21 protein-coding genes are annotated in these 24248 nt (G+C 70.4%); 18 read left to right on the plus strand and 3 right to left on the minus strand.

Annotated elements, in window-relative coordinates:
* Positions 1–69: 69 nt before the first annotated feature.
* Together QF037_RS35580 and QF037_RS35585 are read right to left on the minus strand one after the other, a co-directional pair.
* A complete protein-coding gene (locus QF037_RS35580; protein WP_307032346.1) occupies positions 70–837 on the minus strand; it encodes a DeoR/GlpR family DNA-binding transcription regulator in 768 nt (255 codons plus the stop codon).
* 306 nt (positions 838–1143) lie between these two features.
* Positions 1144–1953, minus strand: a complete 810-nt coding sequence (locus QF037_RS35585) for an NAD-dependent epimerase/dehydratase family protein (RefSeq protein ID WP_307032348.1) — start codon at positions 1951–1953, stop codon at positions 1144–1146.
* Positions 1954–2121: 168 nt separating this feature from the next.
* On the opposite strand from QF037_RS35585, the gene QF037_RS35590 reads away from it, so the two are divergent.
* Entirely contained in the window at positions 2122–3066 is a 945-nt protein-coding gene (locus QF037_RS35590; RefSeq protein WP_307032349.1) for a 5-dehydro-4-deoxyglucarate dehydratase, read from the plus strand.
* On the plus strand, positions 3063–4226 hold the full coding sequence (locus QF037_RS35595) for a hypothetical protein (protein WP_307032351.1): 1164 nt from the start codon (positions 3063–3065) through the stop codon (positions 4224–4226). Before QF037_RS35590 ends, QF037_RS35595 begins: the two co-directional genes overlap by 4 nt.
* On the opposite strand, the gene QF037_RS35600 is transcribed toward QF037_RS35595, so the two are convergent.
* Positions 4163–5377: an MFS transporter gene (locus QF037_RS35600; protein WP_307032353.1), complete on the minus strand. Its 1215-nt coding sequence runs from the start codon at positions 5375–5377 to the stop codon at positions 4163–4165. The two genes, QF037_RS35595 and QF037_RS35600, sit on opposite strands and share 64 nt — an antisense overlap.
* A gap of 141 nt (positions 5378–5518) precedes the next feature.
* Here QF037_RS35600 and QF037_RS35605 point away from each other — a divergent pair, with 141 nt between their 5' ends.
* The 16 genes from QF037_RS35605 (at position 5519) to QF037_RS35680 (ending at position 24247) form a co-directional block, all read left to right on the plus strand.
* A complete protein-coding gene (locus QF037_RS35605; protein ID WP_307032355.1) occupies positions 5519–6100 on the plus strand; it encodes a TIGR03086 family metal-binding protein in 582 nt (193 codons plus the stop codon).
* 68 nt (positions 6101–6168) lie between these two features.
* Complete coding sequence (locus tag QF037_RS35610; RefSeq protein ID WP_307032357.1) at positions 6169–6921, plus strand: MBL fold metallo-hydrolase; 753 nt, start codon at positions 6169–6171, stop codon at positions 6919–6921.
* A 144-nt stretch (positions 6922–7065) separates the two neighbouring features.
* Entirely contained in the window at positions 7066–7734 is a 669-nt protein-coding gene (locus QF037_RS35615; protein WP_046257634.1) for a GntR family transcriptional regulator, read from the plus strand.
* Positions 7731–8639, plus strand: coding sequence for a dihydrodipicolinate synthase family protein (locus QF037_RS35620; RefSeq protein WP_307032359.1), 909 nt, complete (start codon positions 7731–7733; stop codon positions 8637–8639). Before QF037_RS35615 ends, QF037_RS35620 begins: the two co-directional genes overlap by 4 nt.
* Complete coding sequence (araD, locus tag QF037_RS35625) at positions 8636–10372, plus strand: L-arabinonate dehydratase (RefSeq protein WP_307032361.1); 1737 nt, start codon at positions 8636–8638, stop codon at positions 10370–10372. The genes QF037_RS35620 and araD overlap by 4 nt, the downstream gene beginning before the upstream one ends.
* Before the next feature lie 90 nt (positions 10373–10462).
* The gene (locus QF037_RS35630; RefSeq protein WP_307032363.1) at positions 10463–11398 is read left to right on the plus strand and encodes a carbohydrate ABC transporter permease; all 936 of its coding nucleotides are present in this window, start codon (positions 10463–10465) and stop codon (positions 11396–11398) included.
* The gene (locus QF037_RS35635) at positions 11395–12291 is read left to right on the plus strand and encodes a carbohydrate ABC transporter permease (RefSeq protein WP_307032365.1); all 897 of its coding nucleotides are present in this window, start codon (positions 11395–11397) and stop codon (positions 12289–12291) included. The genes QF037_RS35630 and QF037_RS35635 overlap by 4 nt, the downstream gene beginning before the upstream one ends.
* Positions 12292–12496: 205 nt before the next feature.
* Positions 12497–13786, plus strand: a complete 1290-nt coding sequence (locus QF037_RS35640) for a pectate lyase family protein (RefSeq protein ID WP_307032367.1) — start codon at positions 12497–12499, stop codon at positions 13784–13786.
* Complete coding sequence (locus tag QF037_RS35645; RefSeq protein WP_307032369.1) at positions 13783–14937, plus strand: Gfo/Idh/MocA family protein; 1155 nt, start codon at positions 13783–13785, stop codon at positions 14935–14937. Before QF037_RS35640 ends, QF037_RS35645 begins: the two co-directional genes overlap by 4 nt.
* Complete coding sequence (locus QF037_RS35650) at positions 14937–15782, plus strand: DUF6807 domain-containing protein (RefSeq protein ID WP_307032371.1); 846 nt, start codon at positions 14937–14939, stop codon at positions 15780–15782. The genes QF037_RS35645 and QF037_RS35650 overlap by 1 nt, the downstream gene beginning before the upstream one ends.
* Positions 15779–17287: a glycoside hydrolase family 43 protein gene (locus QF037_RS35655; protein WP_307032373.1), complete on the plus strand. Its 1509-nt coding sequence runs from the start codon at positions 15779–15781 to the stop codon at positions 17285–17287. The genes QF037_RS35650 and QF037_RS35655 overlap by 4 nt, the downstream gene beginning before the upstream one ends.
* Positions 17288–17321: 34 nt before the next feature.
* On the plus strand, positions 17322–19304 hold the full coding sequence (locus QF037_RS35660) for a pectinesterase family protein (protein WP_307032375.1): 1983 nt from the start codon (positions 17322–17324) through the stop codon (positions 19302–19304).
* 78 nt (positions 19305–19382) lie between these two features.
* The gene (locus QF037_RS35665; protein ID WP_307032377.1) at positions 19383–20723 is read left to right on the plus strand and encodes an ABC transporter substrate-binding protein; all 1341 of its coding nucleotides are present in this window, start codon (positions 19383–19385) and stop codon (positions 20721–20723) included.
* A gap of 103 nt (positions 20724–20826) precedes the next feature.
* On the plus strand, positions 20827–21624 hold the full coding sequence (locus tag QF037_RS35670; RefSeq protein WP_307032378.1) for a rhamnogalacturonan acetylesterase: 798 nt from the start codon (positions 20827–20829) through the stop codon (positions 21622–21624).
* Between the two features lie 31 nt (positions 21625–21655).
* Entirely contained in the window at positions 21656–22987 is a 1332-nt protein-coding gene (locus tag QF037_RS35675; RefSeq protein ID WP_307032380.1) for a pectate lyase family protein, read from the plus strand.
* 129 nt (positions 22988–23116) lie between these two features.
* Complete coding sequence (locus QF037_RS35680; protein ID WP_307032382.1) at positions 23117–24247, plus strand: pectinesterase family protein; 1131 nt, start codon at positions 23117–23119, stop codon at positions 24245–24247.
* Position 24248 lies beyond the last annotated feature (1 nt).

Here is a 24248-nt window from a genome sequence, read left to right on the forward strand (position 1 = left end):
CCTGGACTTATGGGGAGATAAAGGGCACGGCAAGGTGTGGCGTGCCGTATTGAGCGGTGAGTTGGTTTTTCAGACGCGGATGACCTGGGGCCCGAGCAGTGAGTAGCGGTGGGCCTCGGACGTGGGGAGCAGGGTGCTCGTGACGATCGTCTCCAGCGCGCCGATCTCCGCGAACCGGCAGAAGCTGACCGCCCCGAACTTGGTGTGGACGCCCGCGAACACCGTGCGGCGCGCGGCCCGGATCGCCTGTGCCTTGACCTCGCTGACCGCGGGGTCGGGGGTGGTGAGGCCGTGTTCGCGGGAGATGCCGTTGGCGCCGATGTAGGCGAGGTCGAGGACGAAGCCGGCGAGCATCTTCGTCGTCCAGTGGTCGACGGTGGCCAGGGTGCCGGAGCGGACCCGGCCCCCGAGCAGCAGGACCGAGACGCTGTCCGCCTCGGCGAGGGCGCCCGCGACCGGGAGGGACGCGGTGACCACGGTCAGGGGACGGTCCCGGGGCAGGGCCTCGGCGATGAGCTGGGGGGTGAAGCCCTCGTCGACGAAGACCGTCTCGGCGTCCCCGAGCAGTTCGGCCGCGGCGGTGGCGATGCGGCGCTTCTCGGGGACGTGGCTGGTGGCGCGGAAGGCGAGCGTCGTCTCGAAGCCGGCACTCTCCACGGGGTAGGCGCCGCCGTGGGTGCGGCGGATCAGGCCGTGGTCCTCCAGGGCGCGGAGGTCTCGGCGGACGGTTTCCTTTGCCACGCCGAGTTGGGTGGCGAGGGTGTTGACGTCCACGGCGCCTGTGGTGCGGGCGGCCTGCACGATGTGCCGCTGGCGGTCCTCTGCGGTGCCGGTCATGTCGTCACCCGCCTTCCCCGGTGGTGCTGCCCGTTCGGGCCCTATGGAGGAAGTTCTACAGCGGGTGGGTGGCGGTGACCAGGTCTGTTACGGCGGCGATAGTGACCGGGTGTGCCCGTTCGGGCGGAGCGGGCCCACGAGCTCGGAGGGTGCGGCTGGGTGGCGGCCGCGGGCTCGTCGTGGCTGGTCGCGCAGTTCCCCGCGCCCCTTGGGTGGCGCCGGCGTGCCACGTCGATCGCCGCCGCCCTTGCCCGGATACGCCTGCGGGCGGGCCCGTTCGGTGCCCGCCCGCCTCGGAAGTGCGACTTAATACGGCCAGATCGGCGGGTCGCTCACGAAGTGGCCGCCCAGGTAGGCGTGGGCGATGTTCTCCGGGTCGAGATCGCCCTGCTCGGCGATGATCTTCTCGGCGTACTGCTCGGAGTCGTCCTGGGGGTCGTAGCCGATCGCCCGGGCGGTGCTGAGGTCCCACCACAGGCGGGTGTTGGCGGAGGAGCCGTAGACGACGGTGTGCTGGACGTTCTCGGCGGTCAGGGCCGCGTGGAAGAGGCGGGCGCCGTCGGCCGGGCTCATCCACACCGAGAGCATGCGGACGCTGCTGGGCTCGGGGAAGCAGGAGCCGATGCGTACCGACACGGTCTCCAGGGCGTGCTTGTCCCAGTAGAACTGGGCGAGGTCCTCGCCGAAGGACTTGGACAGGCCGTAGAAGGTGTCCGGGCGGTGGGGGGTGTCGATCGGGATCAGGGGGGCGTCGCCCTGGGGACGGGGGGTGAAGCCCACCGCGTGGTTGGAGGAGGCGAAGACGATCCTCGGTACGCCCTCCTCGCGGGCGGCCTCGTACAGGTTGTAGGTGCCCTCGATGTTCGCCCGGAGGATTTTCTCGAAGGAGGCTTCCAGGGAGATGCCCGCGAGGTGGATGATCGCGTCGACGCCCCGGACTGCCTCGCGCACGGCGTCCTTGTCGGCGAGGTCCGCGACGATCGCGTCCGGTTCGCCCTCGATGGGGAGCAGGTCGAGGAGGCGCAGCTCGTAGCCGTACCCGGGAAGCAGGTCCCGCATCAGGGTGCCGAGCCCGCCGGCGGCGCCGGTGAGCAGAACGGTGCGGGGCGTTGCCATCCTCGGTTCTCCTTGAGTCGACGACCGTAAGACTGCTCAGTATTCACATTCGTGGACAAGTTAAGGATCATCACCACTCCTCGTCAAGGGTGGCGCTACGCACGTTCAGAAATGTAAACTCTGATCAGAATCCCGCACACCTCTGTTCATCGACCCCAGGGAGAGCCCGTGACGACTGCCGACCTCGCCACCCGACTCGGCATCCCCAGCGGGCCGCTGTTCTTCCCCGTCACCGCCTACGCGCCCGACGGCTCGGTCGACCTCGACGTCTACCGCGCGCATGTGCGCCGCGGGGTGGAGGCCGGGGCCGCCGCCGTCTTCGCGTGCTGCGGCACCGGGGAGTTCCACGCACTGACGCCCGAGGAGTTCGAGGCGTGCGTGCGGGCGGCCGTGGAGGAGACCGCCGGAAGGGTGCCGGTCGTCGCGGGCGCCGGGTACGGTACCGCGCTCGCCGTGCGGTACGCGAAGCTGGCCGAGGCGGCCGGCGCGGACGGACTGCTCGCGCTGCCGCCGTACCTCGTGATCGCCGGGCAGGAGGGACTGCTGCGGCACTACAAGGAGATCGCGGCGGCCACCGCGCTGCCCGTCGTCGTCTACCAGCGCGACAACGCCGTGTTCACACCGGAGACCGTCGTCGAACTGGCCCGCACCGAAGGGATCGTCGGCCTCAAGGACGGACTCGGCGACCTCGACCTCGTCCAGCGGATCGTCAGCGCCGTGCGCACCGAGGTCCCCGGCGACTTCCTCTACTTCAACGGCCTGCCGACCGCCGAACAGACCCAGCTCGCCTACCGCGCGGTCGGCGTGCCGCTCTACTCCTCCGCCGTGTTCTGCTTCGCCCCCGAGGTCGCCCTCGCCTTCCACCGGGCGCTGGAGTCGGGCGACTCGGGGATGGTCAACCGTCTCCTGGACGGCTTCTACCGCCCGTTCGTCGAGTTGCGCGCTCAGGGCCGCGGTTACGCCGTCGCCCTGGTCAAGGCTGGTGTACGGCTGCGGGGGCTCGACGTGGGGGAGGTGCGGCCGCCGCTGCACGAGCCGACCGAGGATCATGTGAAGCAGCTCGCTCAGATCATCGAGCGTGGGTACGCGCTGCTGGAGGAGGACACCAAGTGAAGGCGTCGATATTCGTCTACCCCTGGGACGTCAACGGGGACCCGGAGGCCGCCGCGCGCATCGCCGCCCTCGGCGTGCGCCAGGTGACGCTCGCCTCCGCGTACCACTCCACGCGCGCGTTGACGCCCCGCCACCCGCGCCACCGCATCGTGACCGCCGAGCACGCGTCCGTGCTCTACCCCACCGACGACCGCTGGCGGGGACGGGAGCTGAGCCCGTACCCGGCCGGCGACTGGGCGCCCGGCGACGCCTTCGGCGAGGCGGCCGCCGCGCTGACGCGGGCCGGTCTGGAGGTGCACACCTGGGTGGTCCTCGCCCACAACTCCCGCCTGGGCGCGGAACATCCGGACACCTCGGTCGTCAACGCCTACGGCGACCGCTACCCGTGGGCCCCCTGTATCGCCCAGCCCGCCACGCGCGCGTACCTCGTCGACCTGGCCGCCGAGGCCGCGGTACGCCCGGGCGCGCGCGGCACCGAACTGGAGTCCCTCGGCTGGTACGGCCTCCAGCATCTGCACGCCCACGACAAGACGGGCGGGGTCGGCCTCGGGGACGCCGGCATGTATCTGATGGCGCTCTGCTTCTGCGCGGTCTGCCGGGAGGGCTACGGCGCCCAAGGCCTGGACGCCGACGAACTGGCCGCCGCGGTACGGGACGCGCTGGAGCCGCTGTGGCAGGGGGCGCCGGACGACGGTGACTGGATGGGGGTCGAGAAGCTCCTCGGTGCCTCGGTGGCGGCGGCCACGCGCGCGTGGCGCGACGAAACCGCCCGCACGCTCCAGGAGGCGGCGGTCGGCGCGGTGCGCGCGGCGGCTCCCGACGGTTTCCAGATCCTGCTGCACGCCGACCCGGTGACGTACCACGTCGGCGCGAACCCCGGCGTGGACCCCGCGCACATCCTCTCCGTCGCGGACGGCGTGGTCGTGCCGTGCGCGGGCGGACCGGGCCTGCTGACGCCGTTCGCCGAGCAGGGCCGGACGGACGCGGTGATTGCCGCCAACTTCGGCGTGGTCTCCGGGATGGGCGGCAGCCCCGGCACGCTCGCGACGGACGCGGCACGCGCGCGGGAGCTGGGCGCCACGGAGATGCGGCTCTATCACGCGGGGTTGGCGTCGGACGGGGATCTGAAGCTGGTACGCGCGGCGCTCGCCGGCCTCTGAGCCGGCCACGCCGCCGTCAGCAGCCACACCCCGCCCAGGACGACCAACAGCGGCTTCTGGTCGACCAGTTCGACCAGGACCGCCCCCGCGGCCAGTCCGAGGACGTTCGGTGCGAACACCAGCGTGTTGGCCGTGGCGACCGTGCGGCCCAGCAGTGCGTCCGGTGTCTCGCGCTGTACGCCGGTGAGCGCGGCGATCAGCACACAGGGCAGCCCCACCCCGCTCGCCGCGCTGCACGCGAGGGCCACCGGATCGGACGGCACGGCCCGCAGCCCCGTCGCGACGGCCGTCAGGGCGATGCCGTACGCCGCGAACCGGCGGGCGCCCAGGAGCCGCAGTCCGGGTCCCGAGAGCAGCCCGAGCACCACGGAACCGGCGCCCTGGACGGCGTAGAGGACACCGGCGTACGCGGGGGAGTGCCCGAGGTCGTCGATGACGGCGTAGAGCATCGCACCGTTCAGACCGGCGAAGAGCATGGTGGTGCCGCCGGCCAGGACGAGGGGGCGCAGGAGCGGGTGGGCCCGCAGATGGCGGACGGCCTCGGCGGCCGGGGCGCGCCGCGACGGCCTCAGCCCGCTCTCCCGGACGCGGAGGGTGGCGTACAGAACCGTGGCCAGCACGAAGGTGAGGGCGTCGAGGAGGGCGACGGCCGGTCCGCCGTACGCGGAGTAGAGTCCCGCGCCCGCCAGCGGGGCCACGAGTTTCATGCCCTCCGTGATCGCCGTCCGCAGCCCGTTGAACGCGCCGAGCAGGGACGGGTCGACGGCGGCGGCGACCAGGGCGGACTCGGCCGAGTCATGGACGACGCCGGCCGCGCCGTAGACGAAGAGGACCGCGTAGAGAAGCCAGAGGCCATCGGCGGAGTCGACGGTGAAGAGGGCGGGCAGCAGGGCGGCCAGAAGCAGGTTCGCGCCGATCAGCAGCGGTTTGCGCCGCATACGGTCGGCGAGGGTGCCCAGGAACGGGCCGAGCAGCGTCGGCGACCACATGACGAGCAGGCACAGCGCGGCGAGGCCGTCCGAGCCGGTGAGCTCCTTGACCCAGACGCCCGAGGCCAGCCAGAGCGCGGAGGTGCCGAAGCCGGAGACGACGACGGCGGTGAGGTAGAGGCCTGCGTCGCGGTCGCGCAGGACGGTCCGAAGAGGTGCCATGCCTGTTGATCGTGGGACTGAGGAGGGGGTGCGGGGATCGGGCAGATGCCCTGGAAGGAGATGCGTTTCCGCGGACGGCGATGAGTTCCGGGAGGCCTGTCGGTCTACCTCCTGAAGGGCACCCATCCCGGAGGAGCACGCATGACTTTCGAGCTCGGCCCCCAGACCCGCACCCTGGCGCGCCTCGCCCAGGCCGTCCGGGACGACCAGCTGACGGACCCGACCCCCTGTCCGGCGATGGCGGTCCGCAATCTGCTGGGCCACCTGCTGGGCCTGTCCGTCGCCTTCCGTGACGCCGCCCGCAAGGACCTCGGCCCCACGACGAACACCGATCCCGCCTCCGCCGTACCGGATATCGGCCCCGGCTGGCGCGAGGAGCTGCCGAAGGTCCTCGACGAACTCGCCGACGCCTGGCGCCACCCGTCGGCCTGGACCGGGATGACCCGCGCGGGCGGCGTCGACCTGCCCGGCGAGGTCGCCGGAGCGGTCGCGATCGACGAACTCGTCGTCCACGGCTGGGACCTGGCCCGCGCCACCGGCCTCCCGTACGACCCGGACCCCGCCGCGCTCCAGGTGTCGTACGACTTCCTGCTCGCGGCCGCCAAGGAGGACGACCAAGGCGGTGGCATCTTCGGTCCCGTGGTCCCCGTGCCGGACGGCGACCCGCTGCTCGACCGGGCCGTCGGGCTGAGCGGGCGGGATCCCGAGTGGCAGCGGCCTTGATCGAACGGCCTTGATCGAACGGCCTTAATCAGAGGCGTGTGCCAGGCACCCGGATCTACGCTCCCCGCATGTCTCTCACCCTCACCGTTCTCGGCACCGCCTCCCCGCACCCCGGCCCGGACACCCCGTGCTCCGGTCATCTGGTGCGGGGAGGCGGTGCCGAGGTGTGGGTGGACGCCGGGACCGGGACCTTCGCCGAGTTGCAGCGGCACACGGACCCGACGCGGCTGAGCGCGATCTGGATCTCGCATCTGCACGCCGACCACTACGCCGACCTCACGGCCGCGTTCTACGGCTTCGCCTACGGCGGGCTCACCCTCCCCGCGCCGATCCCGGTGTACGCGCCGCGCGACTGCGCCGCACGCCTCGCCGGATTCTTCGGCCGACCGGACACCGGGTTCCTGGGCGGTGCCTTCGACTTCCGGCCGCTGTACGACGGGCACACCGTCCGGCACGGCGATCTGACGCTCACCGCCCGCGAGGTCCTGCACGACGTCGAGGCCTACGGACTGCGAGCCGAGAGCGGCGGACGGGCCCTGGCGTACTCCGGGGACACCGGGCCCTGCGACGGACTGCCGCGTCTCGCGGGCGGAGCGGACCTGTTCCTCTGCGAGGCCGACATCGATGTGCATCGCGATGGCGAACAGGTTCATCTGACGCCCGAGGACGCCGGCGGCGTGGCGCGAGCAGCGCGGGCCCGACAGCTGCTTCTCACTCACGTCGGTCCCACCCTCACCCCAGAGAACGCCACCGCCCGCGCCGCCTCCGTCTTCGGCGCTCCCACCGCCGCCGCCCGTGTCGGAGAGACGTACACCGCCTGAACTCTCCGATCGGCAACCTCAACTTCCTTTGTCGGAAGCATTGACGAAACACGGGCCCCCTCCTACGTTCAACCCGTCGTACTTCGTACGTCATATATGAGACGCGATACGTGAGATCCGATACGCGAGATCCGAGAGGCGCGCATGACCTCTGTGCCCACGCCGATCCCCTCCCGCACGCAGTACGTGCTCGAGGAGATCAAACGCCGCATCCTCACCGGCCAGTTGACGCCGGGGCAGGCTCTGGTCGAGACCGAGCTCGCCGCGCAGTTCGGGGTGTCCAAGACCCCGGTGCGCGAGGCGCTCAAGACCCTGGCCGGCACCGGTCTCGTCGTGATGAACCAGTACAAGGGCGTCACGGTGCGCATGGTGGACGCGGACATGGCGCGCGAGGTCTACGACGTCCGGCTGCTCCTGGAGCCCGAGGCCCTGAAGCGGGCGGTGAAGCGCGGCGCCTCCCTCGACGAGGCCCGTGACGCGCTGACCCGGGCCGACCAGGCCACCGACACCGCCGAACGCTCCCTCGCCAACCGGGAGTTCCACCGGTCTCTGTATCTGCCGTGCGGCAACCCGCTGCTCGGCCGGATGCTCGACGAGGTCCGTGACCAGGCGGCCCTCGTCTCCGCCGTCGCCTGGGCGGCCTCGCCCTCGTGGGAGCGGGAGGCCGGTGAGCACCGGGAGATCCTGCGGCTCGCGCTCGACGGTGACGCCGACGGCGCGGCCCGCGCCCTTCACGCGCACATCGCGTCGTTCGTGCAACGGGCTTTCCCGGACGCGGAGTCCGAGGCCCAGGGAGAGGACGGTCAGGCATGACAGCGACGTTCGAGACCCAGCGGGCGGCCCTGGCCGACGTGGTGGCGATCCCGGTGACACCGTTCGCCGAGGACGGCACCGTCGACCAGGACACCCACCGGGCCCTGCTGCGTCGTCTCCTCGACGGTGGGGTCACGACCCTCACCCCCAACGGGAACACCGGCGAGTTCTACGCCCTGACCCCCCAAGAGCGCCAGCTCGTCACCGAGTTGACGATCGACGAGGCCGGCGACCGTGCCGTGATCCTCGTCGGCGTCGGCCACGACGTGCCCACCGCCGTCGCCTCCGCGCAGCACGCCCGTGAGCTGGGCGCGGCGATGGTGATGGTCCACCAGCCCGTCCATCCGTACGTCTCCCAGGGCGGCTGGGTCGACTACCACCGCGCCATCGCCGAGGCCGTGCCCGAGCTGGGCGTCGTGCCGTACATCCGCAACGCGCAGCTCGGCGGTGCCCGTCTCGCCGAACTCGCCGACGTCTGCCCGAACGTCATCGGGGTGAAGTACGCCGTTCCGGACGCGGCGAGATTCGCCGCCTTCGCCCGGGACGCGGGCCTGGAACGCTTCGTGTGGGTGGCCGGCCTCGCCGAGCCCTACGCCCCCTCGTACTTCTCCGCGGGCGCCACCGGTTTCACCTCCGGACTGGTGAACGTCGCCCCGGCCGTCTCGCTGAACATGATCGAAGCGCTGCGGTCCGGCGACTACCCGGCCGCCATGAAGGTCTGGGAGCAGATCCGCCGCTTCGAGGAGCTCCGCGCCGCCAACGGCTCCGCCAACAACGTCACGGTCGTCAAGGAGGCCCTCGCCTCCCTCGGTCTGTGCCGCCGCGAGGTGCGTCCGCCGAGCCGGACGCTGCCCGAGGACGAGCGGGCCGAGGTCGCCGGGATAGCCGCCGGGTGGTCGATATGACCGACAGAGAACGCAAACGCCCCGAGGAGCTCCGGAGCCACCAGTGGTACGGCACCGAGGGCCAGTTGCGCACCTGGTCGCACAACGCCCGGATGCGCCAGCTGGGTTACGAGGCGGAGGAGTACCGGGGCCGCCCGGTGATCGCCGTCCTCAACACCTGGTCCGACATCAACCCTTGCCATGTCCATCTGCGCGAGCGCGCCGAGGCGGTCAAGCGGGGCGTGTGGCAGGCCGGGGGATTCCCGCTCGAGTTCCCGGTCGCCACCCTCTCGGAGACCTACCAGAAGCCGACCCCGATGCTCTACCGCAACCTCCTCGCGATGGAGACGGAGGAGCTGCTGCGGTCGTACCCGATCGACGCGGCGGTGCTGCTCGGCGGCTGCGACAAGTCGACGCCGGCGCTGCTCATGGGCGCCACCTCGGCCGATGTGCCGTCGCTCTTCGTGCCCGCGGGGCCGATGCTGCCGGGGCACTGGCGCGGGGAGACCCTCGGGTCCGGCACCGACATGTGGAAGTACTGGGACGAGCATCGCGCGGGCAATCTGACGGACTGCGAACTCCGCGAACTCCAGGGCGGGTTGGCGCGTTCGCCCGGTCACTGCATGACCATGGGCACCGCGTCCACGATGACCGCGGCGGCGGAGGTCCTCGGCATGACACTGCCGGGCGCCTCCTCGATCCCGGCCGTCGACTCCGGGCACGAGCGGATGGCCGCCGCCTCCGGGCGCCGTGCCGTGGAGCTCGCCTGGACCGCCCTCAAGCCGTCGGAGATCCTGACCCGACAGGCCTTCGAGGACGCCGTCACCACGGTGCTCGGACTGGGCGGCTCCACCAACGCGGTGATCCACCTGATCGCGATGGCCGGTCGGTCCGGGATCAAGCTCGGCCTCGACGACTTCGACCGCATCGCCCGTACCGTCCCGGTGCTGGCGAACGTACGTCCCGGCGGACAGACGTACCTCATGGAGGACTTCTACTTCGCCGGCGGTCTGCCCGCCTTCCTCACCCGGATCACCGACCTGCTGCACCTGGACCGGCCGACCGTCAACGGCACGCTGGGGGAGCAGCTCCAAGGTGCCGTCGTGCACAACGACGACGTCATCCGCACCCGTGAGAACCCGGTCGCCGACGAGGGCGGTGTCGCCGTCCTGCGCGGCAACCTCTGTCCGGACGGCGCGGTCATCAAGCACATCTCCGCCGAGCCGCACCTGCTCAAGCACACCGGTCCCGCGGTCGTCTTCGACGACTACAAGACCATGCAGCGGACCATCAACGACCCGTCGCTGAACATCACCGCCGACAGCGTGGTGGTGCTGCGCAACGCCGGGCCCAAGGGCGGTCCGGGCATGCCCGAGTACGGCATGCTGCCCATCCCCGACCACCTGCTCAAGCAGGGGGTGCGGGACATGGTCCGGATCTCCGACGCCCGGATGAGCGGCACGAGTTACGGCGCGTGTGTGCTGCACGTCGCGCCCGAGTCGTACATCGGCGGACCGCTCGCCCTCGTCCGCAGCGGTGACCGGATCACCCTGGACGTCGAGGCGCGCGCCCTCCATCTCCATGTGGACGACGAGGAGTTGGAGCGCCGCAGGGCGCAGTGGACGCCGCCGCCCGTCCGTTACGAGCGAGGCTACGGCGCGCTCTACAACGAGCAGATCACGCAGGCCGACACCGGCTGCGACTTCGAGTTCCTGGCCCGTCCGGGCAAGGCGACCGACCCGCACGCCGGCTGAGCCGCAGCAGCACCACAGCGCACCCGCATGTCCAGAGAGAAAGCGCTTCCCGCAAGACGTACCAAGACGTACCGAGATCGGAGAACAGTCATGGCCCAAGCCGCAGCCGTGGCGAAACCGCCAGCGCCACCCCGGCGGCGCCGTGCCTCCGCCACCCCACGCAAGCTCCCCTATCTGCTGATCGCACCGGCCGGTCTGCTCATGCTGGGCTTCATCGCCTACCCGGTCATCAGCGTCTTCTACTACAGCCTGCAGAACTACAACCCCACGAAGCCCTGGCGCAACGGATACGCGGGCTTCGACAACTTCGTCCACGCCTTCACCGAGGACCCGATCTTCTGGGACACGTTGATCTTCAGCGCCAAGTGGGTCTTCGTCGAGGTCGGCCTCCAGCTGCTCTTCGGTCTCGCGCTGGCGCTCATCGTCAACCAGAGCTTCGTGGGCCGGGCCATGGGACGCGCCATGGTCTTCTCCCCGTGGGCCGTCTCCGGTGTGCTGACCTCCGCGATCTGGGTCCTGCTCTACAACTCCCAGACGGGCATCACCCGTTACCTCGCGGACATGGGCATCGGCTCCTACGGCACGAGCTGGCTGTCGGACACCTCCACCGTGTTCCCGGCGGCGATCGTCGCCGACCTGTGGCGCGGGGTCCCCTTCTTCGCGATCCTCATCCTCGCCGACCTCCAGTCCGTCTCGAAGGACCTCTACGAAGCCGCCGAGGTCGACGGGGCCAGCCGGTTCAAGCAGTTCCTGCACATCACGCTGCCGCACCTGAAGGACGCGATCATCCTGTCCACGCTGTTGCGGGCGGTCTGGGAGTTCAACAACGTCGACCTGCTCTACACCCTCACCGGCGGCGGACCCGCGGGCGAGACGACGACCCTCCCGCTCTACATCGCCAACACCAGTGTCGACGCCCACAACTTCGGCTACGCATCGGCCCTGACCACGGTGGCGTTCGTGATTCTGCTCTTCTGCTCGATGGTCTATCTGCGCCTGAGCAAGTTCGGAGGCGACGACAAGTGATCACCAAGGAAGCCACCCCGGTCGCCCCGGCCCCGCAGGCCGCGGATCCCGCACCGCCGCGCCCGAAGAAGCACCAGCGTGCCTGGGACGAGGTCCCCCGCTGGCACATCTACCTGCCGCTGTCGATCTATCTGGTCTTCACCCTGATCCCGTTCTACTGGATCCTGCTCTTCGCGCTCCGCCCGTCCGGCTCGACCTCGCTCGTACCGTGGCCGATGACCTTCGACCACTTCGAGAAGGTCTGGACGGAGCGGTCGTTCGGCACCTACTTCGAGAACAGCGTCCTCGTCGGCGTCGCCACCCTGGTGATGACGACCCTCGTGGCGCTGGCCGGCGGCTACGCCCTCGCCCGGTTCAACTTCAAGGTCAAGCGGGCCTTCATGCTCGGCCTGCTGTGCTCCCAGTTCGTGCCGGGCGCGCTGCTCCTGGTGCCGCTGTTCGAGATCTTCGCCGAACTGCAGATGATCAACTCGCTGACCAGTGTCATCATCGCCGAGACGGTCTTCCAGCTGCCGCTGTCGATCATCCTGATCAGCAACTTCATCAAGAACGTGCCGTACTCCCTGGAGGAGGCGGCCTGGGTCGACGGCTGCAACCGCTTCACCGCGTTCCGGATCGTTGTCCTGCCCCTGCTGCGGCCCGGTCTGATCGCGGTGGGTTCCTTCGCCTTCGTGCACTCCTGGAACCACTTCCTGTTCGCCCTGATGTTCCTCAACAACCAGGACAAGCAGACGATCCCGGTTGGCCTCAACACCCTGATGGGCGCGGACAGCGTCGACCTCGGCGCGCTGGCCGCCGGCGGCATCATTGCGGCGGTGCCCGTGGTGATCGTGTTCGCCTTCATCCAGAAGTGGCTGATCACCGGCTTCAGCGCGGGGGCGGTGAAGGGATGAGGCACCGCCAGAGCGTGGAGGAGGGCGCGCGGCCGGATTCCCTCGGGACCGTGGAAGCAGGCGCTGGGCCGGATCTCTTCCGGTGCACCGACCGCGTGGCTGACCGAGACATCCGCCGCGGCATCCCGGCGGCAGCCGAACGGGACGGCCGGGCCCGGACGAGGGTGGCATCCGCTACCAGCGTGAAGGCACGGGAGGTACGAGCGTGAGACTCCGTCACATCGCCGCTTCCGCAGGCGTGCTGGGGCTCCTCTGTGTCCCCGCCCACGCCGAGGCCCGTGACATCAGCCGCGACACGCTGCCGGCGAACGACGGCTGGGCGGCCGAGGGGGCGGGCACCACCGGTGGCTCCGCCGCCGACGACGCCCATGTCTTCACGGTCACCGACCGCGCCGAGCTCGCGGCGGCTCTCGACGGCGGCAGCGCCACCCCGAAGATCATCAAGGTCGCCGGGACGATCGACGCCAACACCGACGACGACGGCGACCACCTGGACTGCGCCGACTACGCCACCGGCGGCTACACCCTGAAGAAGTACCTCGCCGCCTACAACCCCCGCACCTGGGGCCAGGCCAAGCCCAGCGGAGCGCAGGAGGAGGCCCGCCAGGCCTCCGCGGCCCGGCAGGCCGAGCGGGTCACGCTGACCGTCGGCTCCAACACCACGATCGTCGGACTCCAGGGCGCGGTCCTCAAGGGCGCGGGCCTCCAGGTCAAGAACGCCTCCAACGTCATCATCCGCAACCTCGACCTGCGCGACGCCTACGACTGCTTCCCCGTCTGGCAGCCCAACACCGGCGGCCTCGGCGACTGGAAGACCGCGTACGACGCCATCTGGCTGACCGGCTCCCACCACGTCTGGGTCGACCACGTCACCCTCAGCGACAAGGGTCACCCGGACGAGAAGGAACCCACCCTCTTCGGCCGCAACTATCTGCGCCACGACGGCCTGCTGGACATCACCAACGGCTCCGACCTGGTCACCGTCTCCTGGAGCCGGTTCGTGGGCCACGACAAGGCGATGCTCATCGGCAACGGCGACGCGGTGACGGGCGACCGCGGCAAGCTCCGGGTCACCCTGCACCACAACCAGTTCGAGTCGATCGTCCAGCGCGCCCCGCGCGTCCGCTTCGGCCAGGTGCACGTCTACAACAACCGCTACGTCGTCCCCGAGGACGCCCACGACTACCGCTACTCGATCGGCGTCTCCACCGAGTCCGCCATCCACGCCCAGAACAACGCCTTCACCACTCCGGGCCATGTAGAGGTCGCCGACCTGGTCAAGAGCTGGAACGGCACCGCCCTGCATGACGAGGGCACCCTCTTCAACGGCTTCCCGGTCGACCTGCTGCCGATCTACAACGCCTACAACTCCGGCAGCGAGCGTGACCTCACGGCCGACGTCGGCTGGACGCCTACCCTGCACACAAAGATCGACAGCGCCGAGGCGGCCGACCGAGAGGTGGCACGCGGCGCGGGCGCAGGGAGGATCCCATGAGCACCGTAGACATCGTCCTGGCGGGAGCGCGCGGCCACGGCCGCTGGCACCTGGAGAACATCCGCCGGCTCCAGGACAAGGGGATCGTCCGCCTGGCGGGCATCTGCGAGCTGACGCCGCTGACCGCGGGCGAGCTCCCCGAGGGCCTCGGCACGCCCGAGCAGTCCGCCGACTTCGGTGCCCTCCTGGACTCCACGGGCGCCCGGATCGCCGTGATCTGCACGCCGATCCCGACCCACACCGACCTGGCGCTCGAAGCGGCTCGCCGGGGCGTGCACATCCTGCTGGAGAAGCCTCCGGCCCCGTCGTACGCCGAGTTCCGGCGCATGGCCGAGGGGGTCGCCGCGGCCGGGGTCGTCTGCCAGATCGGCTTCCAGTCGCTGGGCTCGCACGCGGTGCCCGCGATCCGGCAGCTGATCGCCGAGGGGGCCATCGGCGAACTGGTCGGCGTCGGGGGCGCCGGTGCCTGGGCGCGGCCGGAGTCCTACTACACGCGGGCCCCCTGGGCGGGCAAGCGGCGCCTGAACGGCGTCGACGTGATCGACGGCGCGCTGACCAACCCGCTCGCGCACGCCGTCGCCACCGGTCTCGCCCTGAACGGCTCCACGCGCGCCGAGGACGTCACCCGCATCGAGACCGAGCTGCTGCGCGCCAACGACATCGAGTCCGACGACACCTCCTGTGTCCGGATCTCCACGGCACAGGGCCGCCCGGTCACCGTCGCGGCGACCCTGTGCGCCGAGGACCCGGACGACCCGTACGTCCTCGTGCACGGCACGCGCGGCCGGATCACCTTCTGGTACAAGCAGGACCGCGTCCTGCTCCAGCGCGCGGACCACGGCCCGGAGGAGTACGACCACGGCCGTACCGACCTGCTGGAGAACCTGGTCGACCACCTCACCGACGGCACCGACCTGCTGGTCCCGCCGGACGTGACCGGCGCCTTCATGAAGGTCGTCGAGGCGATCCGGACGGCTCCCGACCCGGCCCCGCTGCCCGAGAGCGCCTGGCACCGGGTCCCCGGCGAGGACCGCAGGGTCGTCCCCGGCGTCGACGGGCTCGTCGCGGCCTCCGCGGACACCCTCGCCCTCTACTCCGAGCTCGACACGCCCTGGGTCGTGGATGCCCTACCGAAAGAGGTGAGTACCTGATGACGACCCCCGACTCCCCGGTCCTGCGCGTCGCGGGCCGCCCGGTCGGCCGCTATGTCACCCGGCCCGAGCTGCCCGCGCGGCTCTCCCCGCGCCCCTATCTGCACCCCGTCACCACCCTGGCCGGCACGGCGGTCACCGAACTGAGCCCCGCCGACCACCTCCATCACCTCGGCGTCGGTGTCGCCGTTCCCGACGTCGAGGGATTCAACTTCTGGGGCGGACGCACCTACGTCCGCGACCAGGGCCCCACCGAGCTCGACAACCACGGCGCCCAGCGCCACAGCTCCTTCCAGCTCCGCGACCCGGACGGCTTCGTGGAGGAACTGCGCTGGATCGCCGCGGGAGCCGAGCTGCTGCGCGAGCGCCGTACGGTCGCGGCCACCGAACTCACCGACGTCGCCTGGGCGTTGGACTTCACGTTCTCGCTCACCAATGTCACGTCCGGCCCGCTGTCCATCGGCAGCCCGGCCACCAACGGCCGCCCGGGCGCCGCGTACGGCGGCTTCTTCTGGCGGGCCCGCAAGGAGGACCGGGCGCCGGACGTGTTCACCCCGAGCGCCGACGGCGAGTCCGAGGTGCACGCCCACCGCGCCGACTGGCTCGCCCTCGCCGGCTCCACCTGGACGCTGGTCTTCGCCGGGGCCACCGAGCAGACCCGCCGCGACCCGTGGTTCGTGCGCGCCGGCGAATACCCCGGTGTGGGCTCGTCATTGGCGCACACCGAGCGGGTACCGATCGCCCCGGGCGACACCCTCGTCCGCCGTGTCGTCACGGTCGTCGCCGACGGCCGCCTCGACCGCGGCGGGGCCGCAGCCCTGATCCGCAAGGCGGTGAGCCTGTGACCGCAAAGACGTACACCAACCCGGTGCTCGACGCCGACTGGTCCGACCCGGACGTCCTGCGCGTCGGCGACGACTTCTACCTCACCGCGTCCAGCTTCGGCCGCGCCCCCGGCCTGCCGCTGCTGCACTCCCGCGACCTCGTCAACTGGACCCTGGTCGGCCACGCGCTTCAACGGCTGGAGCCCGCGGCCGAGTTCAAGGCACCCCGGCACGACTGCGGTGTCTGGGCCCCGTCGTTGCGCCACCACGACGACCGGTTCTGGATCTTCTGGGGCGACCCCGACCAGGGCATCTTCCAGATCAACGCCCCCGAGATCAGGGGTCCTTGGACCCGGCCGCACCTCCTCAAGGCGGGCAAGGGCCTGATCGACGCCTGTCCGCTGTGGGACGACGAGACCGGCGAGGCCTACCTGGTGCACGCCTGGGCCAAGTCCCGCTCCGGCGTCAAGAACCGGCTCACCGGCCACCGGATGCACCCCGACGGCACCGAACTCCTCGACGACGGCAAGGTGATCGTCGACGGTGACCGGATACCGGGCTGGTTCACCCTGGAGGGCCCCAAGCTCTATCTGCACGACGGCTGGTTCTGGATCCTGGCTCCCGCCGGGGGAGTGGAGACCGGCTGGCAGGGCGCCTTACGCTCACGCGAGTTCTTCGGGCCGTACGAGGAGAAGGTCGTCCTGGAGCAGAAGGACACCGACGTCAACGGCCCCCACCAGGGCGGCTGGGTGCGCACCCCGTCCGGCGAGGACTGGTTCCTGCACTTCCAGCAGAAGGGCGCCTACGGCAGGGTCGTCCACCTCCAGCCGATGCGCTGGGGCGATGGGGGCTGGCCGGTGCTCGGGGACGACGGCGCCCCCGTCGCCGTACACACCAGGCCCGACCTGCCGCCGCAGCCGCCCGCCGCGCCCGCCACCGACGACGACTTCCCCGGCGGACGCTTCGGCCGCCAGTGGAGCTGGACCGCCAACCCGCGGGACGGCTGGGCCACCCATCACTCCGGCGACGGGCTCCGCCTCACCTGCGTCCGCTCGGCCGACGCGCACGACCTGCGCAGACTGCCGAACGTCCTCACCCAGCGGCTGCCCGGCAAGCCCTCCGCCGTCGAGGTGGAGCTGCGCCTGGACAGCGAGGAGCCGGGGGCGCGGGCCGGGCTCGCGGTCCTCGGGGACGCGTTCGGCTGGATCGGGCTCCAGCGGGACGAGGACGGAACCGTTCAGGTGGTGCACCGGTTCGCCGAGGCGGTCGCCGAGCGGGAGCGCGACGCCGCCCACCCCGTGATCGCCCCCGAAGGACGGGTGCGGCTGCGGATCGAGATCGGCGCGGGGGCGCGGTGCCGCTTCTTCTACGACATCGGCGACGGCCCGCGTCCGTCCGGTCCCGTCTTCGCGGCCACACCGTGGCGCTGGGTCGGCGCTCTGCTCGGTCTCGTCGCCCTCGCGCCCACCGGACAAGGTCACGCCGGCGCGGCAACCTTCACGAAGTTCAGGATCGACCAGCTGTAGCACACCTCTTCTTGTACGCCTGTTGGGAGCCGCAATGACGCACCTCCATAGCAAGCGCTTGTCGGGACTCGGTCCCGGCAGAGTCCTGGCCACCGTCGTGGGCCTGCTCGCCGCCCTCGTGCTGGGGGCGAGCGGGGAAGCCGACGCCTCGGCAGGACCCTCGCCGGTGGCCGCCCCGCGCTGGACCGACCAGCCGCACGGCTTCGCCTCCCTCGCCGGCGGCACCACCGGCGGGGCGGGCGGCAGGGTCGTCACCGTCACCGACCAGGCCTCGCTCGCCCGGTACGCGGCGGCCGAAGAGCCGTATGTCATCCGGGTGTCGGGGGCGATAGCCGTCGAGCCGTTCGGCTCGGACATCGTCGTGGCCTCGAACAAGACGATCATCGGCGTCGGCGACACCGGCGAGATCGTCCACGGTGAGCTGCACCTCAACCCCGGCACCAGCAACGTCATCATCCGCAACCTGACGATCCGGGACTCCTACGTCGAGGGCGACTGGGACGGCAAGACCACCGACTTCGACGCGATCCAGATGGACACCGCCGACCACGTCTGGATCGACCACAACCGCTTCACGCACATGGGCGACGGGCTGCTCGACATCCGCAAGGACAGCCGGTACATCACCGTCTCCTACAACCAGTTCACCAACCACAACAAGGCGTTCGGGATCGGCTGGACGACGAACGTCCTGACCGAGATCACCATCGACCACAACTGGTTCACGGGGACGAAGCAGCGCAATCCCTCCGCGGACAACTGCGCCTACGCCCACCTCTACAACAACTACCTCGCGGCCCAGGTCGCCGACGGGGACCCGACGTGGACGTACGGGAACTGGTCCCGCGGCAGGACCAGGATGGTCATCGAGAACAGCTACTACGACGGCGTCCAGCACCCCTACCAGGCCGATGCCACGGCCGAGTTGGTGCAGCGCGGCTCGATCCTGAAGCACACGACCGGGCGTACCGACGCATGGGGTACGGCATTCGACCCCCGGGACTTCTATGCCTACCGGCTGGACCCGGCCGCCGCCGTCCCGGCGCTGGTGACGCGGTTCTCCGGGCCCCAGAAGCAGATCGGCGGGGTCACCCTGCGCGTCCCGGCCGACTACGCGACCGTGCAGGCCGCCGTGGACGCCGTGCCGGACGGCAACACCGTGCCCGTGACGATCGCCGTCGCGCCGGGGACGTACCGCGCCAAGGTCTTCATCCCCGCGAGCAAGCCGAACATCGTGCTGCAGGGGACTGGACAAGATCGGTCCGACACCGTCATCGTCTACGACACGCCCGCCGAGTACGGCGGTTCGACCGGCAGCGCCACCGTGCGCATCGCCGCGAACGACGTCACGGCGCGCAACCTCACCTTCAGCAACGACTTCGACGAGGCCGCGGTCGAGCTGAACGGCGAGCAGGCGCTGGCGATGAAGACGACCGGCGACCGGATCGTCTTCGAGGACACCGCCTTCCTGGGCAACCAGGACACACTGATGACCGACAGCCCCAAGCTGACCACCGTCAGCCGGGTCTATGTCCGCGACTCGTACATCGAGGGCGACGTCGACTTCGTCTACGGACGGGCGACGACGGTGATCGAGCGGTCGGTCATCAAGGCGCTGAGCCGGGGCTCGGCGACCAACAACGGCTACATCACGGCGGCTTCGACCTGGACCGGGAATCCCTACGGGTTCCTGATCACCGACTCCAGGATCGTGAGCGACGCGCCGGCCGGGAGCTTCCACCTCGGCAGGCCCTGGCATCCGGGAGGGGAACCGGAGGCCGTCGCCCAGGTCCTGATCCGCGACACGAAGCTGCCGGCCGCGATCAAGGCCTCCCCGTGGACCGACATGAGCGGTTTCTCGTGGAGGGACGCCCGGTTCACCGAGTACCGCAACTACGGGCCCGGTGCCGAAGTCACCGCGGACCGGCCGCAGATGAGCGACGCGGACGCCCGCGCCCACACCGTCGCCGACTACCTCCGCGGCAGCGACGACTGGGCTCCCCACGCCCGCCACTGACCCCCACAACTTCATAGCTCCACACAGCAGTTCACATCTCGATCCAGCTGAGATTGACCCAGAAGAGAGAGCCGACCAATGAAGATCAGCATCCGCAGAAGCAGGCGAGCCGCCGTGGCGGTCGCCCTGGGCTCCGTCCTCGCGCTGACCGCCACCGCCTGCGGTGACGACGGCAGCAGCACGGGTGACAAGGGCAACGAGGGCACCGGCACGGGCAAGATCGTCTTCTGGGACAACAACGGTGGCGTCCGCACCGACATCTGGAAGGAGGTCATCGCCGACTTCGAGAAGGCGAACCCGAAGATCGACGTCGAGTACGTCGGCATCGCCTCCACCGACTACCAGTCCAAGGTCGACACCGCCATCCAGGCCGACAGCCTGCCGGACGTCGGTGGCGTCGGCGCGGCGATGCTCGCGAGCTTCTCCGCCCAGGGCGCCCTGGAGCCGCTGGACAACCGGCTCGCCAAGTCCTCGCTCAACGGCAAACTCAACGAGGACATGGTCGAGTCGCTGACCGCCGCCGGCGGCGGTGACGGCCGGCTCTACTCGATCCCCACCTCCGCGAACAACGGTGTGCTCTACTACCGCACCGACCTGTTCAAGAAGGCGGGCCTGGACGAGCCGACCACCTGGGACAAGTTCTACAAGGCCGCGGACAAGCTCACCAACGCCGGCAAGAACGAGTTCGGCTACACCATCCGCGGTGGCGCCGGGTCCATCGCGCAGGCACTGGACGCGATGTACGGGCAGTCCGGGATCACGTCGTTCTGGAACGGCGACAAGACCACGGTCAACGACCCGAAGAACGTGGCGGCGCTGGAGAAGTACGCGGCCCTCTTCAAGAAGGTCACGCCGGCCGCCGACCTCAACAACGACTTCACCAAGATGGTCGCCCAGTGGGATTCCGGCACGATCGGAATGCTGAACCACAACCTGGGTTCGTACCAGGACCATGTGAAGGCGCTCGGGGTCGACAAGTTCCGGGGTATTCCGCAGCCGACCGGGCCCGACGGAAAGCGGGTCCAGGTCTCCAACCCCGTTGACGGCATCGGCCTGTTCAAGACCTCCAAGAACAAGGACGCGGCCTGGAAGTTCATCGAGTTCGCGCTGTCGAAGGCGGAGAACTCGAAGTTCAACGAGTCCGCGGGGCAGGTGCCCGCGAACAACGACGCGGCGCAGGACGCGTGGATCTCGAAGGCCGAGCCGACCAAGCTGGCCGCGGCCGCGCTGACCGACGGTTCCACCAGCATCGTCCAGCTGCCGTACTACCTGCCCGACTGGGGCACCATCTCGAAGGCCGACAACGAGCCGAACTTCCAGAAGGTGCTGCTCGGAAAGATGAGCGCGAAGGACTTCCTCGACACGCTGGCGGACCAGCTGAACGAGGCCCAGACCGAGTGGAAGTCGCAGAACGGCTAAGAGCCAAGAGCACGGGTGGTTCGGGTAGTGGGGAGCTGCCGGCCGGTTGGGGCCGGTCGCGCAGTTCCCCGCGCCCCTGGGTTGGTCAACGAAAGGCTTTCCTGTGTCCCTTACCCGCAGACAGATGACCACGGCGGCCCTTGCCGCTGTTCCCCTCACCATTGCGGCCTCCGGTACCGCTTCCGCCGGAATCCGCCGCCCCCGGACGATTTACATCGCCGGTGACTCCACCGCCGCCCAGAAATACGCCGACGCGGCCCCCGAGACCGGGTGGGGCATGGCGCTTCCCTTCTTTCTGCACAGAGACCGGCCCGTCGCCAACCACGCGGTGAACGGGCGCAGTTCGAAGAGCTTCGTCGACGAAGGCCGGCTCGACACGATTCTCGGGCTGATCCAGCCCGGCGACTTCCTCCTCATCCAGTTCGCGCACAACGACGAGAAGTCCGCCGACCCCACCCGCTACACCGAGCCCTGGACGACCTACCAGGACTATCTGCGGCTGTACATCGACGGCGCCCGTGCCCGTGGTGCGCGGCCCGTGCTCGCGACCTCCGTGGAGCGCCGGAAGTTCGACACGGCCGCCAACGCCGTGCCGACCCACGGCGACTACCCGGCGTCGATGCGCGCCCTCGCCGAGCAGGAGCGGGTCGCGCTGCTCGACATCCAGGCGCTGTCCCTCGCCCTGTGGCAGAAGCTCGGGGTCGAGGAGACGAAGACGTACTTCAACTGGACCGCGACCGAGCAGGACAACACGCACTTCAACCCGCCCGGTGCGATCGCCGTGGCGCGGCTCGTGGCGCAGGAGCTGCTGCGCACCCGGGTGCTGCGCCCGCAGGACGTGCGACGGCTCGACCAGGAGATCCCCACGTCCTGGATCACCTGGCCCGAAGCCACCGCGTAACCACCCCTGAACCGGAAGAGAGAGCCGCACCATGAGCACACAGAAATGGCATGGGCATGACATAGCAGCCAAGGTGGCGCGTGCCGCCGCCGTCGTCGGCTGCACCGCCCTCGTGCTGACCGTCACCGGGCCCGGCGCCCAGGCGAGCGATCGTGACGTCGCCCGGCAGAGCCTCCCGGCCGGTGACGGCTGGGGTTCCTACGGGACGGGGACCACCGGTGGCGCCGCGGCCGACGCCGCCCACGTCTACACCGTCTCCACCTGGGCCGAGTTCAAGGCCGCCCTGGCCGCCGGCGGAGACGCGCCGAAGATCATCAAGGTCAAGGGGACGATCGACGCCGTCTCGGAGGGCTGCGACGCCTTCGCCGCCGCCGGGTACGACTTCGACGCCTACCTCGCCAAGTACGCGCCGGAGACCTGGGGGCTCGACACCGACCTCAGCGCCGAGCCCGACGACAGCCCCGAGGGGCTGCGCCGCACCTCCGCCGCCAACCAGGACAAGGCCATCAAGGCCAACGTCCCCTCCAACACCACGATCATCGGCATCGGCAGGAACGCCGGGATCAAGGGCGCCAGCCTCCAGATCAAGGCCGTCGACAACGTCATCATCCGCAACCTCGCCTTCGAGAGCCCCATCGACTGCTTCCCGCAGTGGGACCCGACCGACGGCGCCAAGGGCAACTGGAACTCCGAGTACGACACCGCCGTCGTCTACGGCTCCACCCACGTGTGGATGGACCACAACACCTTCACCGACGGCTCCCACCCCGACAGCGCCGCGCCGACCTACTTCGGCATGCTCTACCAGCAGCACGACGGGGAGCTGGACATCGTCCGCGGCTCCAACTACGTCACCGCCTCCTGGAACGTCTTCACCGAGCACGACAAGACGATCCTGATCGGCAACAGCGACAGCGAGTCCACGGCGGTGGGCGACCGGGGCAAGCTCAAGGTCACCTTCCACCACAACCAGTTCTCCGACCTCGTCGAGCGCGCCCCGCGCGTGCGGTTCGGACAGGTCGACTCCTACAACAACCACTTCGTGGCCAACGAGGACTACGCCTACAGCTTCGGCATCGGCAAGGAGTCCCAACTGGTCGCCGAGCACAACGCGTTCACGCTGCCGGAGGGGGTCAGCGCGGCCAAGGTGCTCAAGCGCTGGAACGTCTCCCCGGTCACCGCCGCCGACAACTACGTCAACGGCCGGCTCACCGACCTGATCGCCGTCCACAACGCCGAGATCCCCGCCGAGACCCTCCAGTCCGGCGCCGGCTGGACGCCGACCCTGCGCACGAAGATCGACCCGGTCAAGAAGGTCCCCGGGATCGTCGGCCGCGGCGCCGGCGCCGGCCGCGTCTGCTGACACCCGCCCCCTGAACGGCCGGGGCGGCCCGCACCGCACTCACCACCCCGAGTGCGCCCGCCCCGGCCCCCCACGGCGAGGAAACACCACGCACATCCCCGCAGAGCCGCACAGCCAAGGAGCATCGCCATGCCCTCGCCCCACCGCCAACTCCCCCTGTCCAGAAGGGGATTCCTGACCGCGAGTGCCGGTGCGGCCGCCGCGCTCGGCCTCGCGTCCGCGCCCGCCTCCGCCGGCGGTCGGCGCCCCTTCGGCCGGTTCGGTTCCCCGGCCGCCCGGCTCACCCCGACCACGCTCTACGTCGACGCCCGGGGCCGCGGCGACTTCACCACCGTCCAGGCCGCCGTCACCACGGTCACCACCACCGGGTACACCCTGGTCCTCGCCCCCGGCGTCTACCGGGAGACCGTCGCCGTCGCGGCCACCGCCACCGAGCTGACCTGGATCGGCGCGAGCGAGGACCCGCGGCACGTCGTCATCGTCTACGACAACGCGGCCGGCACCCCCAAGCCCGACGGCTCCGGCACCTACGGCACCACCGGCTCGGCCACCACCCTGGTCCGCCCCGACGGCTTCACCGCCCGCTGGATCACCTTCGCCAACGACTGGCTGCGCGCCGACCACCCGGGCGTCTCCGGCACCCAGGCCGTCGCCATCAAGGTGCTGGGCGACCGCTCGGCCTTCCACCACTGCCGCTTCCTGGGCCACCAGGACACCCTGTACGCCGACTCCACCTCCCTGGCCGTCTTCGCCCGCCAGTACTTCTCGCACTGCTACGTCGAGGGCGACGTCGACTTCGTCTTCGGCCGGGGCACCGCCGTGTTCGAGCAGTGCCACTTCCGCACCCTGACCCGCACCGACCTGGCCTCCGCCCCGTACGGCTTCGTCTTCGCGCCGTCCACGGCGGGCGCCAACCCGCTCGGCTACCTGGTCACCAGGAGCCACATCAGCAGCGAGGCTCCCGACGCCCACTACAAGCTGGCCCGCCCCTGGGTGCCCAGCTCCGACCCCACTGCCCGCCCCGCCCTCACCGTCCGGGACAGCCGCCTCGACGCGGGCATCGACGCGGTGGCGCCCTACGCCAACATGTCGGACAGCTTCCCCTGGCAGAACCAGCGTTTCGCCGAGTACCGCAACACGGGACCTGGCGCGGTGATCACGGTCCCCGAGAACCGGCCCCAACTCACCGACGAACAGGCCGAGTCGGCGACCCGCGCCGCCTACCTCGGCGACTGGCAGCCGTGGAAGCGGGGGTGCTGAG

This window comes from Streptomyces canus (genome assembly GCF_030815415.1).
Lineage (GTDB): Bacteria > Actinomycetota > Actinomycetes > Streptomycetales > Streptomycetaceae > Streptomyces > Streptomyces canus_F.

What these genes read in the sequence shown, in the direction of transcription:
- QF037_RS35580 (WP_307032346.1), bottom strand. Translation starts at nt 837, where the DNA reads ATGACCGGCACCGCAGAGGACCGCCAGCGGCACATCGTGCAGGCCGCC.
- QF037_RS35585 (WP_307032348.1), bottom strand. Translation starts at nt 1,953, where the DNA reads ATGGCAACGCCCCGCACCGTTCTGCTCACCGGCGCCGCCGGCGGGCTC.
- QF037_RS35600 (WP_307032353.1), bottom strand. Translation starts at nt 5,377, where the DNA reads ATGGCACCTCTTCGGACCGTCCTGCGCGACCGCGACGCAGGCCTCTAC.
- QF037_RS35605 (WP_307032355.1), top strand. Translation starts at nt 5,519, where the DNA reads ATGACTTTCGAGCTCGGCCCCCAGACCCGCACCCTGGCGCGCCTCGCC.
- QF037_RS35610 (WP_307032357.1), top strand. Translation starts at nt 6,169, where the DNA reads ATGTCTCTCACCCTCACCGTTCTCGGCACCGCCTCCCCGCACCCCGGC.
- QF037_RS35615 (WP_046257634.1), top strand. Translation starts at nt 7,066, where the DNA reads ATGACCTCTGTGCCCACGCCGATCCCCTCCCGCACGCAGTACGTGCTC.
- QF037_RS35620 (WP_307032359.1), top strand. Translation starts at nt 7,731, where the DNA reads ATGACAGCGACGTTCGAGACCCAGCGGGCGGCCCTGGCCGACGTGGTG.
- araD (WP_307032361.1), top strand. Translation starts at nt 8,636, where the DNA reads ATGACCGACAGAGAACGCAAACGCCCCGAGGAGCTCCGGAGCCACCAG.
- QF037_RS35630 (WP_307032363.1), top strand. Translation starts at nt 10,463, where the DNA reads ATGGCCCAAGCCGCAGCCGTGGCGAAACCGCCAGCGCCACCCCGGCGG.
- QF037_RS35645 (WP_307032369.1), top strand. Translation starts at nt 13,783, where the DNA reads ATGAGCACCGTAGACATCGTCCTGGCGGGAGCGCGCGGCCACGGCCGC.
- QF037_RS35650 (WP_307032371.1), top strand. Translation starts at nt 14,937, where the DNA reads ATGACGACCCCCGACTCCCCGGTCCTGCGCGTCGCGGGCCGCCCGGTC.
- QF037_RS35660 (WP_307032375.1), top strand. Translation starts at nt 17,322, where the DNA reads ATGACGCACCTCCATAGCAAGCGCTTGTCGGGACTCGGTCCCGGCAGA.
- QF037_RS35665 (WP_307032377.1), top strand. Translation starts at nt 19,383, where the DNA reads ATGAAGATCAGCATCCGCAGAAGCAGGCGAGCCGCCGTGGCGGTCGCC.
- QF037_RS35675 (WP_307032380.1), top strand. Translation starts at nt 21,656, where the DNA reads ATGAGCACACAGAAATGGCATGGGCATGACATAGCAGCCAAGGTGGCG.
- QF037_RS35680 (WP_307032382.1), top strand. Translation starts at nt 23,117, where the DNA reads ATGCCCTCGCCCCACCGCCAACTCCCCCTGTCCAGAAGGGGATTCCTG.